General features: G+C 45.6%; 10 protein-coding genes. 6 read left to right on the top strand and 4 right to left on the bottom strand.

Annotated features, from left to right (window positions below; genetic code table 11):
• Positions 1–134: 134 nt before the first annotated feature.
• Positions 135–1232 (bottom strand): oxidoreductase, encoded by a 1098-nt coding sequence (locus VN105_RS29015; protein WP_325646861.1) that lies wholly within the window; start codon positions 1230–1232, stop codon positions 135–137.
• Positions 1233–1416: 184 nt separating this feature from the next.
• Here VN105_RS29015 and VN105_RS29010 point away from each other — a divergent pair, with 184 nt between their 5' ends.
• Positions 1417–4479 carry a ligand-binding sensor domain-containing protein gene (locus VN105_RS29010; protein ID WP_325646859.1) on the top strand — a complete coding sequence of 1021 codons (3063 nt, stop codon included), beginning with the start codon at positions 1417–1419 and terminating at the stop codon, positions 4477–4479.
• Positions 4480–4526: 47 nt separating this feature from the next.
• Positions 4527–5195 carry a response regulator transcription factor gene (locus VN105_RS29005; RefSeq protein ID WP_325646857.1) on the top strand — a complete coding sequence of 223 codons (669 nt, stop codon included), beginning with the start codon at positions 4527–4529 and terminating at the stop codon, positions 5193–5195.
• A 296-nt stretch (positions 5196–5491) separates the two neighbouring features.
• Here VN105_RS29005 and VN105_RS29000 read toward each other — a convergent pair whose 3' ends face one another.
• The gene (locus tag VN105_RS29000; protein ID WP_325646855.1) at positions 5492–5641 is read right to left on the bottom strand and encodes a hypothetical protein; all 150 of its coding nucleotides are present in this window, start codon (positions 5639–5641) and stop codon (positions 5492–5494) included.
• A 337-nt stretch (positions 5642–5978) separates the two neighbouring features.
• Here VN105_RS29000 and VN105_RS28995 point away from each other — a divergent pair, with 337 nt between their 5' ends.
• The 4 genes from VN105_RS28995 to VN105_RS28980 are packed head-to-tail and all read left to right on the top strand — an operon-like array spanning position 5979 to position 11720.
• Positions 5979–7886 (top strand): DNA topoisomerase IV subunit B, encoded by a 1908-nt coding sequence (locus VN105_RS28995; RefSeq protein WP_325646853.1) that lies wholly within the window; start codon positions 5979–5981, stop codon positions 7884–7886.
• An 8-nt stretch (positions 7887–7894) separates the two neighbouring features.
• Complete coding sequence (locus tag VN105_RS28990; protein ID WP_325646851.1) at positions 7895–8764, top strand: DUF1835 domain-containing protein; 870 nt, start codon at positions 7895–7897, stop codon at positions 8762–8764.
• Positions 8761–9165 (top strand): hypothetical protein, encoded by a 405-nt coding sequence (locus VN105_RS28985; RefSeq protein WP_325646850.1) that lies wholly within the window; start codon positions 8761–8763, stop codon positions 9163–9165. The genes VN105_RS28990 and VN105_RS28985 overlap by 4 nt, the downstream gene beginning before the upstream one ends.
• A 17-nt stretch (positions 9166–9182) precedes the next feature.
• Entirely contained in the window at positions 9183–11720 is a 2538-nt protein-coding gene (locus VN105_RS28980) for a DNA gyrase/topoisomerase IV subunit A (protein WP_325646848.1), read from the top strand.
• Positions 11721–11786: 66 nt separating this feature from the next.
• Here the strand turns inward: VN105_RS28980 and VN105_RS28975 are convergent, their stop codons facing one another.
• Both VN105_RS28975 and VN105_RS28970 read right to left on the bottom strand, forming a co-directional pair.
• The gene (locus tag VN105_RS28975) at positions 11787–12212 is read right to left on the bottom strand and encodes a MarR family winged helix-turn-helix transcriptional regulator (protein ID WP_325646846.1); all 426 of its coding nucleotides are present in this window, start codon (positions 12210–12212) and stop codon (positions 11787–11789) included.
• A gap of 13 nt (positions 12213–12225) precedes the next feature.
• Complete coding sequence (locus VN105_RS28970) at positions 12226–12597, bottom strand: VOC family protein (RefSeq protein ID WP_325646845.1); 372 nt, start codon at positions 12595–12597, stop codon at positions 12226–12228.
• Positions 12598–12716 lie beyond the last annotated feature (119 nt).

Genomic DNA, 12716 nt, shown 5'->3' with positions numbered 1-12716 from the left:
AAAAAATCCCGGCAAGTAAATTAATTACTTATTAACTTCATATCAATAAATTTACTTTTTGCTTTAACCTATTTAATGGGTGCACCTTTCCAGGAGCACCTTTTTATTGAAGGTAGCCCATAATTCTGTTTGGATCAATGGGTTGCCAGTTCCCCGATATCTTTCCCGGCTAAATATACCTTTGTTCCTTTTCTTGCTTTTGCTGCCACATTGAATCCTTTCCCGACCGTTTTCCAGTGATACCCGCCGTCTGTTGAAATATCGGTGCCGGAAGTGCCGGTAGCGATGAGTAGCTGTGGACTGATCCAGGCTACACAGGAGCGGTATCCGCCGGGAGGCGTTACAGGCGCTTCCCAGCTGCGGCCGCCATTGGAAGTGAGCATACAGTTGCCTTTACGGGCGGTATCCTGCTTATAGTCGCCTCCTGCTGCAATGCCGTTGGCTGCATCCCGGAACGCGATGGAAAATACGCCGGTAGTGCTGCTGCCCTGGATTAAAGGGATCGTATATGCCTGCCCGTTATTACTGCTTTTAAACAGCCGGGCCACCTGGCCGCCGGTGGCAAAGTAAATATTGTTACCCGGAAGTAATGCCATGCTGGTGTTGCTGGCGGCAAAGATGGCTTCCCCTTCTGCAGCAGCGGGGGAAGCGGCAGCAGGATCGGCTTTCCAGCTGTGACCGCCGTTATGTGTCCGGATGACAGTAAATTTTCCGTCGATCGGATCACCGATGGCGATACCCTCCTGTTCGTTAAAGAACTGCATGGCATCAAAGAAAATGCCCGGCCTGTTATCCTGGAATACCTGTTTCCAGGAACTGCCTCCATCTTCCGTTAAAAAAATCAATGCCGGCGCACCTGCATTCAGTACAATGGCTTTACGGTCACTAAAGGCATACAGAGAGCGCCAGTCGCAGCTATCGCAACCGGTTACGGTAGTCCATTTCCAGTGCTTACCTCCGTTGGTGCTGTTGCCTACCCGGCCGCCGGTACCGGAAGCCCATACAATATTATCCGTTACCACACTGAGTCCCCGGATACTTTGAACCGGAGTTGCGGTAACAATGTTTATATGATAGCCTGCTTCCTGTTGGGCGGAGGCTGGTGTGAACGCCGTTAGCAAAGCAATACATCCCGGCAGGAGCGGGCGCAGCAGGTAGGTTGTATAGCGGGCAAAGCGCCATTGACAGACGTTTAAGCCAGGCCGGCCCGATGTGATATTGGCTGTATTCATTAAGCATTTCATTTATTCCCAATCTGTTATCAGGAAGAAAATTACAAAATTGCTATAAAGTGTGACACAGATTTATATATTTGCAGATTACCTAACCTGCTTACTCATTAACAATATTTCAGTGCATCAACCGCATCGCTTAAAAGTGTTTATCCTATGCTGTATTTGGGGACTATTCCCCCGGATGCTTCATGCACAGGATAAGCCATACATTTTTGACAGCTACAGCGTTAATGAAGGCCTTTCTCAAAGTACTGTATTTGATATTACCCGCGATGACCAGGGGTTTATGTGGATTGCCACCCGCGACGGGATCAACCGTTTTGATGGATATACCTTTAATGAGTACCGGTACAAACCAAGTTCGCTTTATAAGGCCGGGGAAGGGAAAGGGGAACTGGTACCCCGCGGCGTTACAGGCAACCGCGCGGTGATTAACCGTTTTGATCTGAAAGGATATAAGGGCTTTTCTTTTTATAAAGACAGTCGCTCCCAACTGCTGCTGGCCCATAACAACGGCATCAGCGTATACGATAAATACAAGAATAACTTCAGCAAACTGCTTGAAGATACCACCACTGTAAATGCTGCAGAGCGCGACGCCAATGTGAAATTTGTGATCCTGGGAGAAGATGCAGCCACCAATACACTGTGGGTGTGGCGCCCCATGAAAGGCATTTATGTGCTGGACAATACCACTTACGTTACCCGCCGTATCATCCTGTACCCGCCCCAGTTCCTGCAAAGAGGCATATTGCCTTCCGTGGTGATGAAAGACGGAAACACTATCTGGATGAACGGGGACCAGGGCGAATTGTTTTCCCTGAACATTAAAAATCTCCGTATCTCTACCTATTGTTTGCCTGGCGTTGGCAGCAAACCATTGTTGCGTAACCTGAATAAAGATTCGATGATCATTATCAGCGCCGGCCATATTACGCTGTTTAACAAGCAGCGTAATAAATTCAGCGACCTGGTTTTTGATGTGAAGAACGAGAAAGGGGAGCCATTCATCCCGGCGGTATCTGAACTGGACCAGTACGGCAACGTATGGATAGGCGGCAATGATGGTGTGTTGATTTACAATATTGCCAGGAATGAAATTATGCGGCATATTGTGAGCTTCAATACATTTGAAACGCGTTCTTTTAACAATGTATCCTGGCTTTACCGCGATGTGGCCGATAATATGTGGGTAGGCACAGATGGAGACGGCTTGAAAAAATATTCCCCGCATAAAAAAGTATTCAATCTTTACCGTTCCCCTTATATCACCCATAACATGGTGCAGGCGGTTTACAAGCACGACGATGGTAAACTGTATGTGGGACTGATGCGTGATGGAATGAATATTTATGAAGATGGGGGGAAATTCCTGGAGCGTATTTCCAATGAACTATACCCGGGGAAGTTTCCCGGCAACGACCTGGGGGCTATTTGCCGGGAGAACGGGGATCAGCTGTGGCTGCACTTTGCAGGCATGCATATAGGTCTGTTCAATGTACAAACCAAGTCGTTCCTTGACCTTACGGGGAAAGTAACGGCATTGGGATTACCTACACAAAGTGCCCCAACTCCTTTCCTGTTCAAGCGTACCAACGGGCAGTTGTATTTTAATTACGGCGGTTACCTGCTGATGTTTGATGAAACCGAGAAAGGACATCAAGCGGCAGTAGTGCATCATTTCAAAGATGAGATACTGTCTGCCTTCTACGAAGATTATATGGGTAACCAGTACGTGGGTACGAAATCGGCGCTGTATGTAAAACGGGCAGCCGACCCACGGTGGAAAAGCGTATTCATTCCTTCCGGCACCACCGTTAAATCCATCAATAAAAATGCACACAAGGAGTTACTGGTAGCTACCAACAAAGGATTATTCATACTCGATGATACGGGACGTATCAAGAAACACTATAACAGTTACGATAATCCCAAGCTGATCAACGATTACATGTACGGTGTGCTGCTGGATGATAAAGACAGGATCTGGGTGAGCCACAATAAAGGGCTATCGCAGATCAACCCGTTAACAGATGAGATCACCACTTATAACAACGAGGACGGGCTGCAATCAAATGAGTTTAATACCGGCGCGTTTTATAAGTCTATAGACGGTGAATTATTTTTTGGCGGTATCCGTGGCGTTAACGGTTTTTATCCGAAGAACTTCCGCGAAAACCTTTCTAACGCAAAGGTGATCATCCGGCGGATGGAGGTGCTGGACAAACCATATGAATCAGATACAGCGATTTCATTGCTTACGAAAATTGAGTTGCCGTATAACCAGAACACCATTGCCATAGAGTTTGTGCCGCTGGAGTATACCAATCCTTTAAAGAACAAAGTACAGTATAAGCTGGAGGGAGCGGATGAAGACTGGGTACAGGCCGGTACTTTCCGGATGGCGCGGTATACGAACCTGCATCCGGGCAGTTATGTCTTTAAGTTAAGAGGTTCCAATAATGATGATATCTGGAGCACGGTGCCCACCACGTTGGAGATCGTCATTAAAATCCCTTTCTGGCAGTCGCTGTGGTTCCGGTTTTTATTATTGCTGTTGCTGTTGGGAATTGCCTATTACTTTTCTACGTTGTATCTTGATTACAAGATACGGCATGAGAAACTGAAGCTGGAAAAAGAGCAGGCGGTAGACCAGGAGCGGGCGCGTATTTCCAGTGATATGCATGATGATCTTGGTTCAGGCTTATCTACAATCAGGTTGTTGAGCGAGGTAGCCAAAAGAAAGATCCAGGACCCTGCGCAAACAAGGGAAGTGGAGCGGATTTCAGAAACAGCGGGAGAGATGGTGGACAAGATGAGCGAGATCATCTGGGCGATGAGTTCCTCCAATGATTCGCTGGCCAACCTGATTGCTTATATGAGAAGCTTTGCAGCAGAGTTCCTGGAACATGCACATATCACGCACCAGTTCTATATTCCTGAAGTGATTCCGAATATCAAGCTGAGCGGGGGAACAAGAAGGAATATTTATTTAGCAGTGAAAGAATCGCTGCATAATGTAGTGAAACATGCGAAGGCAACAGAAGTAATTGTGGAAGTGAAGGTGCATAAAAATATGACGATTATGATCAAAGACAATGGAAAAGGATTTGACCAGGAAAAGGTCAGGTTATTTGGTAACGGCTTGAAGAATATCCAGAAGAGAATGATGTCTGTAGGCGGAAACGCGGATATCAGCTCAAACAACGGCACAATAGTTTTTCTCGATATCCCACTAAATTAACATACATTTGTTTTTAATAACATTTAAGTGTTATAATTTCCTTTAAAATGACGGTATACTCAAAAAAGAAGTCCCAGGATAACATGGATACTATCACCATTGCGATAGTGGAAGATAATCATGATATCCGCACGGCTATGGAATTGCTGATTAATGGTTCTGACGGTTATGCCTGTGTAGGGACATTCAATAATGCGGAAACTGCCGTAGAACAGATCCCTCAGCTAATGCCAAATGTAGTGTTGATGGATTTCAACCTGCCGGGTGGAATGAATGGTATTGAATGTATTGCGCAGTTGAAGCGTGAGCATCCTGACATGCAGTTTATGATGCTGACAGTGTATGAAGATGACGATAAAATTTTTATGGCGCTGGAAGCAGGTGCGAGTGGTTATATTCTGAAGAAAACTTCACCTGGTGAATTGCTGGAAGCCATCCGTGACCTGTACGATGGCGGTTCCCCGATGAGTTCGCAGATAGCGCGGAGAGTGGTAGCATTTTTCCAGAAACAGGCGAAGCCTAATCCTGCACTGGAAGCACTGACCACGCGCGAAAAGGAAATCCTTGACCAGTTGTCGAAAGGATACCTGTATAAGGAAATTGCCAGTAACTTATTTATCAGTATTGAAACAGTAAGACGGCACGTGCATAACATTTATGAAAAACTACAAGTGCGCAGCCGTACGGACGCCGTTAATAAATACTATAACAGATAATTGGTAATCAGGGATTTTATCGTTTCATACAACTATGAAGTGATAAGATCCCTGATTGTTTTTTTAGTGTTGACCTGTTTTAGGTTTAAACAACAGGTGCACAGTCAATACCACGGCAGCAATCAATAAACAGGCAAGTCTGAATACGAGACCAGTTTTCATAGGACAGGATTATACGGTTAATAGAAAATATGGTTAAGTTCCGAACATAACACTCCCTGATGGCTATTGCCAGGCTGATGTGACCAGTTATAAAATATTGTATGAAAGCCAGTTGTTGGTAACAGTTGATACGATCATCGCATCATCTGCCATGAATCAAATTTCCGGATGAGGCGAAGGAATTTATTTCCGATGCTGTTATCCTGTTCTTTTTTAATGAAATAAGTAGCCGCAATGGCTGCCAGAAAAACTGCAGTAAGCAGGATTAGAAATAGTATTTTCATAAGGACATAGGTTAGGATATCTTGAAATAGTTGACTTATGTAAATATAGATAAATTTCTGATATAAGGATCCATTCACATTATATTTTTTTATACCATTTTCATGTGATACTTCCCGAAAATCCCCAAAACTGTTTATTATCTCCCGGAAATATAAAATTTAACAGTCTTAATACATTGGTAACAAATAAAATAAGCATAGTGTATAACTTATACTTGGGATGATTCCCTGAATCCTTTATTTTTGCCAGCAATCAGATTTTGCTAAAAGATTTAGTATCCTTGCAAAATATCGGATAATCAGCGAAACAATAGTATTTAGGAAATTATAATATATTATGGCAAATACGGACAAAACGGATAACAAAGATCTATTTGCTTCCTATACGGAAGACTCCATACGGTCGCTGGACTGGCGGGAGCATATCCGCCTGCGGCCTGGTATGTATATCGGTAAACTGGGAGATGGTTCCAGCATGGATGATGGTATTTACATCCTGCTGAAGGAGGTAACGGATAACTGTATTGACGAACATACCATGGGTTTTGGTAAACAGGTCGATATTAAGGTAACGGAACACCATGTTACGGTACGCGATTTTGGTCGTGGTATTCCCCTGGGAAAAGTGGTGGATGTAGTGAGTAAGATCAATACGGGTGCTAAGTACGACAGTAAGGCCTTTCAGAAATCGGTAGGTTTGAACGGGGTGGGTACCAAAGCAGTGAATGCTTTGTCCAGCTACTTCAAGGTAACCTCTGTGCGCGACGGGCGCATGAAGGCTGCTGAATTTGAGAGAGGGGTTTTAGTGAAAGAATATAAAGAATCCGCTACTACTGAACCTAACGGTACGCAGGTTACATTTACGCCGGATGACACCGTATTTAAAAACTACCGTTTTATACCAGAATTTCTGGAGAACCAGATCTGGAACTATTGCTTCCTGAATGCGGGTCTTACCGTAAGTTTCAACGGCAAGAAATACCTTTCAAAAAATGGTTTGCTGGACCTGCTGCAGCGCAAAACGAACGAAGAAGACCTGCGTTATCCCATCATTCACCTGAAGGGAGAAGATATAGAAGTGGCGATTACCCACGAAAGCCAGTACGGGGAAGAATATTATTCCTTCGTAAACGGGCAGCATACTACCCAGGGCGGTACGCACCTGGCCGCCTTCCGGGAAGCGTTTGTAAAAACGGTGCGCGACTTTTACAAAAAAGATTATGACGCTACCGATATCAGGGCTTCCATTTGTGCAGCTGTATCCATCAGGGTGCAGGAGCCGGTGTTTGAATCGCAAACCAAAACCAAACTGGGCTCGCAGGTAGTGTATGAAGGCGGGCCGTCTGTAAAGGCATTTGTGCTGGAGTTCCTTTCCAAACACCTGGATGATTACCTGCACCGTAACCCCACTATTGCCGATGCGCTGAAGAAACGCATTGAACAGAGCGAGCGTGAACGTAAGGAACTGGCCGGCATTAAGAAACTGGCCAATGAAAGAGCGAAGAAGGCGAACCTGCATAACAGGAAGCTGCGCGATTGCCGCCTGCATCTGAATGACGAGCTTACCGGTAAAGATAAGGCAGAGCAGGAAGCCCGCCGGCTGGATTCCACCATCTTTATTACAGAAGGCGACTCCGCCAGTGGTTCCATCACCAAATCCCGCAACGTGGAAACGCAGGCGGTATTCAGCTTACGTGGTAAACCGCTGAACAGTTTTGGTCTTACCAAAAAAGTGGTGTACGAAAATGAGGAGTTCAACCTGCTGCAGCACGCCTTGAACATTGAAGAAGGACTGGAAGGGCTGCGTTACAATAACATTGTAGTGGCTACTGATGCCGATGTGGATGGTATGCATATCCGATTGCTGCTGCTTACTTTCTTCCTGCAGTTTTTCCCGGACCTGGTGAAAAACGGGCATGTTTACATTCTTGAAACGCCGTTGTTCCGTGTACGCAATAAGCAGCAAACTATTTACTGCTATAATGAAGAGGAGAAACAGAAGGCGGTGAAGAAACTGGGTAATAAGCCGGAGATCACCCGCTTTAAAGGATTGGGCGAAATTTCGCCGGATGAATTTGGCCGTTTTATCGGGGAAGATATCCGTATTGAGCCGATCATTTTATCGAAAGATATTCATATCCAGAAATTGCTGGAATACTATATGGGTAAAAATACCCAGACCCGCCAGGAGTTTATCATCAACAACCTGCGGTATGAAAAGGATTTAGTTGAAGAAACTGTATAGAAAGGCATATGGGCTTAATACACATTGTTTTTGGTCAGTCTTCGGTGCCGGTATTGGCGGAAGCGGTAGCTATGGATGAGAAAATGAGCGGGGAGATCCGTTGTTTTGAAGATGATCTTTCCGTTGGTCCGTTGTTTATCCTGGACACCAAAGAGGGCCGTGCAGGCCGTCGCCTGTTCTGGCAGCAGCTGGCAGGTATTGAACCACCGGCAGCGCCTGCAGAAGGAGAAGCTCCCGCTGCAGTAGAAGCAGCCGGCGATCCCGATGATGCTGATCTTTTCAAATCCCTGAAAGCACAATTAAAAGAAGACCCCGAACAGGAAGTATGGATATGGGCCGGGCAAAATGCCCGTGACGTATGCGGCTACTACTGGCTGGTAAGCCAGCTGTACGACTTTGCAGGGCGCATCCATATTATTTACCTCAACAACCTGCCTTTCCTCAATGAGAAAGGTGCGGTGTTTTATCCTACCCATCTGCACCAGATACTGCCGAAGGAATTTCTGAAGGCGAAGAAACTGGCGCGGCCCATTTCACTGGCAGAATATGAGCTGGATGGCGATGAATGGCATCGCCTGATGAATGAGAACGCAGGTATCCGTTTACTGGAAGGCGGGAAGAAGATCAAGGGCGAGCCAACCTTATTTTATGACAAGGAATTACTGGCACAGAGCGGAAAAGAGTTTGTAAAAGCCTGGAGGGTAGTACAGCAGGTAACCGGTAAACTGAAATACCCTGTGATGGACCAGTTCCTGGGTTGGAGGCTGAAAGAGCTGATCCGCGAAGGCAAGCTGGAAAGCAGGGGCGATTTGAAAACCATCCGTGATTTTGAAGTGAAGCAGCCGGGTGAAACCATTGAAAATCCAACAACTGTATGATAAAGGTAACGCCACTGGAGCTGATGGGCGCTGATGACCGCGGCAGCGGTTACTTCTGGGATTGCAACCGTACCGGTAATTTCCTGGTATGTTACCGGAATGCCGGCAGCAGCAGCGGGCAGCATTATCACGAAGGCAAAAGCGACCATAAAAACCCGGAGGTACTGTACCTGTTCACCGGCAAGGCCGCCATTCACTGGTGTGCATTGGGCGGGCATGAAATAGTAACCACGGAAGTAACAGCGCCGGCAAGGGTGGAAGTGCCTGTGAATGTATGGCATCAGCTGGTAGCTATTACTGATTGCTGCTTTATAGAACTGAACTCCCTGGAAGATGTACAGAAAGACAGTGTACGTGTATGGAGGGAGGACTTTGAAAAAATGATTAACGTAAAACCGTAAGTGTATTATACATGGATATGGAAAATAAAACACCAGACGAATCTCTGCACAATGTCATCCACGTGGGGGGCATGTATGAGAGCTGGTTCCTTGATTACGCCTCTTATGTAATCCTGGAGCGGGCAGTGCCCAGCGTGGAAGATGGGTTGAAGCCCGTACAGCGTCGTATCCTGCACGCCATGAAAGAAATGGATGATGGCCGTTATAATAAGGTGGCTAACGTGATCGGGCAAACGATGCAATATCACCCGCACGGGGATGCTTCTATCAGTGATGCTATTGTTAACCTCGGACAAAAAGACCTCCTTATTGATACCCAGGGTAACTGGGGGGATGTAAGAACAGGGGATGATGCAGCGGCAGCCAGGTATATTGAGGCCCGCCTGTCGAAATTTGCCTTGGATGTAGCATTTAACGCCAAAACCACTGCCTGGCAGCTTAGTTACGATGGCCGTAAAAATGAGCCATTGGCCTTACCGATGAAATTCCCGCTGCTGCTTGCACAAGGCGCGGAAGGTATTGCCGTTGGTTTATCTACCAAAATATTACCACACAATTTTATAGAGCTGATAGACGCTTCCGTAAAATACCTGCGTGGTAAAAAGTTTGAACTCTTCCCTGATTTTGCTACCGGTGGTATGGTGGATATCGCCAACTACAACGATGGTAAACGTGGCGGTAAGGTAAGGGTACGCGCACATATCGAAGAGAAAGATAAGAAGACGCTGCTGATAAAGGATGTACCTTATGGTATCACCACCACGCAGCTGATGGAATCTATCGTAAAAGCCAATGATAACGGCAAGATCAAGATCCGGAAGGTAGTGGATAACACCGCTGCAGAAGTGGAAATTGAAGTGCAGCTGGCGCCGGGCATTTCCCCGGATATCACGATAGATGCGTTATACGCGTTCACCGATTGTGAAATATCTATTTCACCAAACGCCTGCGTGATCGTAAATGATAAACCGCATTTCCTCACCGCGTCAGACCTGCTGAAAGCGTCTACCGATTACACCAAAGACCTGCTGAAACAGGAACTTGAAATCAAGCTGGCAGAACTGCAGGAAAAATGGCACTATACCTCCCTGGAAAAGATCTTCTTCGAAAAAGGGATCTATAAAGAACTGGAGCAAAAGCACAAGGACTGGGAAACGGTACTGAATGCCATTGATAAAGGATTTACTCCATATAAGAAACAACTGAAACGCGAAATTACCCGCGAGGATATTGTAAAGCTAACAGAAAAGCCTGTACGCCGTATTTACCGGCTCGATATCAATGAGCTGAATGAGCAGATCAAAGGTATTGATGCAGAGATCAAAGAAGTAAAGAACAACCTGGCTAACCTCACCGATTATACCGTTGCCTATTACGACGGACTGCTGAAGAAATATGGCAAAGGACGTGAACGCAAAACGGAGATCAAAACATTTGATAATATCCAGGTGGCGCAGGTGGCCATTGCCAATACCAAAATATATGTGAACCGTGCAGATGGTTTCATTGGCACTTCCCTGAAGAAAGATGAATTTGTGGCCGATTGTTCGGACCTCGATAATATCATCGTTTTCCGCCGGGATGGTAAAATGCTGGTAACCAAGGTAGCCGATAAAACCTTTGTGGGTAAGGATATTATTCATGTGGATATATTCCGTAAGAATGATGAGCGTACTACCTACAACATGATTTATGTGGAAGGTAAAACGGGTGTGAGCTATGCCAAGCGTTTCAATGTAACGGGTGTTACCCGCGATAAAGAATACGACCTGGCGCATAAGGGGGAGAAAAATTCCAAGGTGCATTACTTCTCTGCCAATCCCAACGGGGAAGCGGAAGTAGTAACCATTAAGCTGAGCCCGAACTGCAGCGCGCGTAACAAGGAGTTCGACATGGCCTTTGAAACTATTGCTATCAAAGGACGCAGTTCCATGGGTAACGTGGTAACGAAGTATCCTATACGCAGTGTGAAGTTCAAAGAGAAAGGCGTATCCACGCTGGCGGGGCAGAAGATCTGGTATGATACAGAAACGGGCCGTTTGAATACAGAAGAGCGCGGGGTATATATAGGCGCCTTTGAAGGAGAGGACAAGATCTTTGTTGCCTTTAAAAACGGTACCTATGAACTTACGAATTACGACCTTACCAATCGGTACGAGTCGAATGACGTAGTATATATTGAGAAGTTCACCCCGGAGAAAATCGTAACTGCCATTTACTTTGATGCCGATAAAAAGCAATTCAATGTAAAGCGTTTCCGTATTGAAACGCAGACGCTGAATAACAAATTCAATTTCATCAAAGAAGGGGCGAATAATTACCTGGAAATGGTGACCACGCATACCCAGCCTGTTATATTGCTGAAAACGGGTAAGAAACGCAGCCCGGAAGAAGAGGAAATCGATCTTTCCGAATTTGTGGAAGTAACCGGCTGGAAGGCAGTGGGAACAAGGATTGCAGGGGAAGACCTGATCAGTGCAGAGTTATTGTCTGAAGATGAGGATCCTGATCCGAATGAAGAAGGACCAGCAGGCGCGCAGGGAGAATTATTCTAACTGCCTTTTGCAGAAGATATAAAGCGGATAGCGTTTTGCTATCCGCTTTTTTGTTTTGTAAGATGATTATACTTTGCCGCCCAGGTTCCTGATCATCTTTTCCAGGAAGTTGATGGCGGTAAGATATTCTTCCTCTGTGATGCCTTCCATTATCTTTTCGCGGTTTTTCAACTGGAGGGCTTCAATAGCTGCATACTCCTGTTTACCGGTATCCGTAAACGAATAAAGGTCGTTTGTGTGACAGATCCAGTTACGGGTGTGCAGTGTTTCCAGGACTTCATCCAGTTCCGCCATAGTGAGGAACCGGCTTACCTGGTGATAGTAAAGTTCTTTGCTGATTTTCCCGTGTGTATGTATATTTTTCAATACCTGCCAGTGAAACCTGTTGATGCCAAAGGATTCAAAAGCCATGTTAGTGAAATGGGTGATCAGGCTGTCGGCTTCCTTCAGGTACCAGCCGATGGGAAGCTTTTCCATTATTCCGGATTGCATAAAGTTTGTTGTTTTAAGCTTTGATGGGGGTAGTTACCTCCACCATGAAAGTGTCGAAAGAGAAGTAAAAGCCGAAGGTTTTACGCATGATCTGCGGCGCCTGTTCCGGTTCAATACCTCCGTTTTTCAGTTGTTCCCACATGTTTTTTACGGCTGTTTCATCTTCCAGGTAAAATCCTATATGAAAGGTGTCCGGGTAAGTATGATTTCCATGCTCATTCATGCGCTGGTTCATCAGTACCAGGATAAATCCATCGGAGCCGTTTAAAACGGATAAGGTATCGTTCAGTTTTGGGTCGTTGCAGGTAAAGCCGAAATAAGTTTCGAATAATGTGCGGGTTGCCGGCACGTCTTTTACGCTGAGGTTTAAGTGGTTAAGTTGCATTGTAGTGTAGCGGGTAAATGAATGTTCGCTCTTTTATAGTGCAAATATAGGAGAATGATTGTTCTTTTAAAGATTTTTTTTGCGGATTTTGTCTGACTCAGGATTATGATGATTTCGCT

The sequence above is a fragment of the Chitinophaga sp. genome, assembly GCF_035564935.1.
Classification (GTDB): domain Bacteria; phylum Bacteroidota; class Bacteroidia; order Chitinophagales; family Chitinophagaceae; genus Chitinophaga.
Note: the sequence above shows the minus strand (reverse complement) of the source record. Positions and strands in the feature narration are given on the sequence as shown.

Coding starts and splice junctions, on each gene's coding strand:
- VN105_RS28975 (WP_325646846.1), bottom strand. CDS start 12,212: ATGCAATCCGGAATAATGGAAAAGCTTCCCATCGGCTGGTACCTGAAG.
- VN105_RS28995 (WP_325646853.1), top strand. CDS start 5,979: ATGGCAAATACGGACAAAACGGATAACAAAGATCTATTTGCTTCCTAT.
- VN105_RS29015 (WP_325646861.1), bottom strand. CDS start 1,232: ATGAATACAGCCAATATCACATCGGGCCGGCCTGGCTTAAACGTCTGT.
- VN105_RS28970 (WP_325646845.1), bottom strand. CDS start 12,597: ATGCAACTTAACCACTTAAACCTCAGCGTAAAAGACGTGCCGGCAACC.
- VN105_RS28985 (WP_325646850.1), top strand. CDS start 8,761: ATGATAAAGGTAACGCCACTGGAGCTGATGGGCGCTGATGACCGCGGC.
- VN105_RS29000 (WP_325646855.1), bottom strand. CDS start 5,641: ATGAAAATACTATTTCTAATCCTGCTTACTGCAGTTTTTCTGGCAGCC.
- VN105_RS29010 (WP_325646859.1), top strand. CDS start 1,417: ATGCTTCATGCACAGGATAAGCCATACATTTTTGACAGCTACAGCGTT.
- VN105_RS28980 (WP_325646848.1), top strand. CDS start 9,183: ATGGAAAATAAAACACCAGACGAATCTCTGCACAATGTCATCCACGTG.
- VN105_RS29005 (WP_325646857.1), top strand. CDS start 4,527: ATGACGGTATACTCAAAAAAGAAGTCCCAGGATAACATGGATACTATC.
- VN105_RS28990 (WP_325646851.1), top strand. CDS start 7,895: ATGGGCTTAATACACATTGTTTTTGGTCAGTCTTCGGTGCCGGTATTG.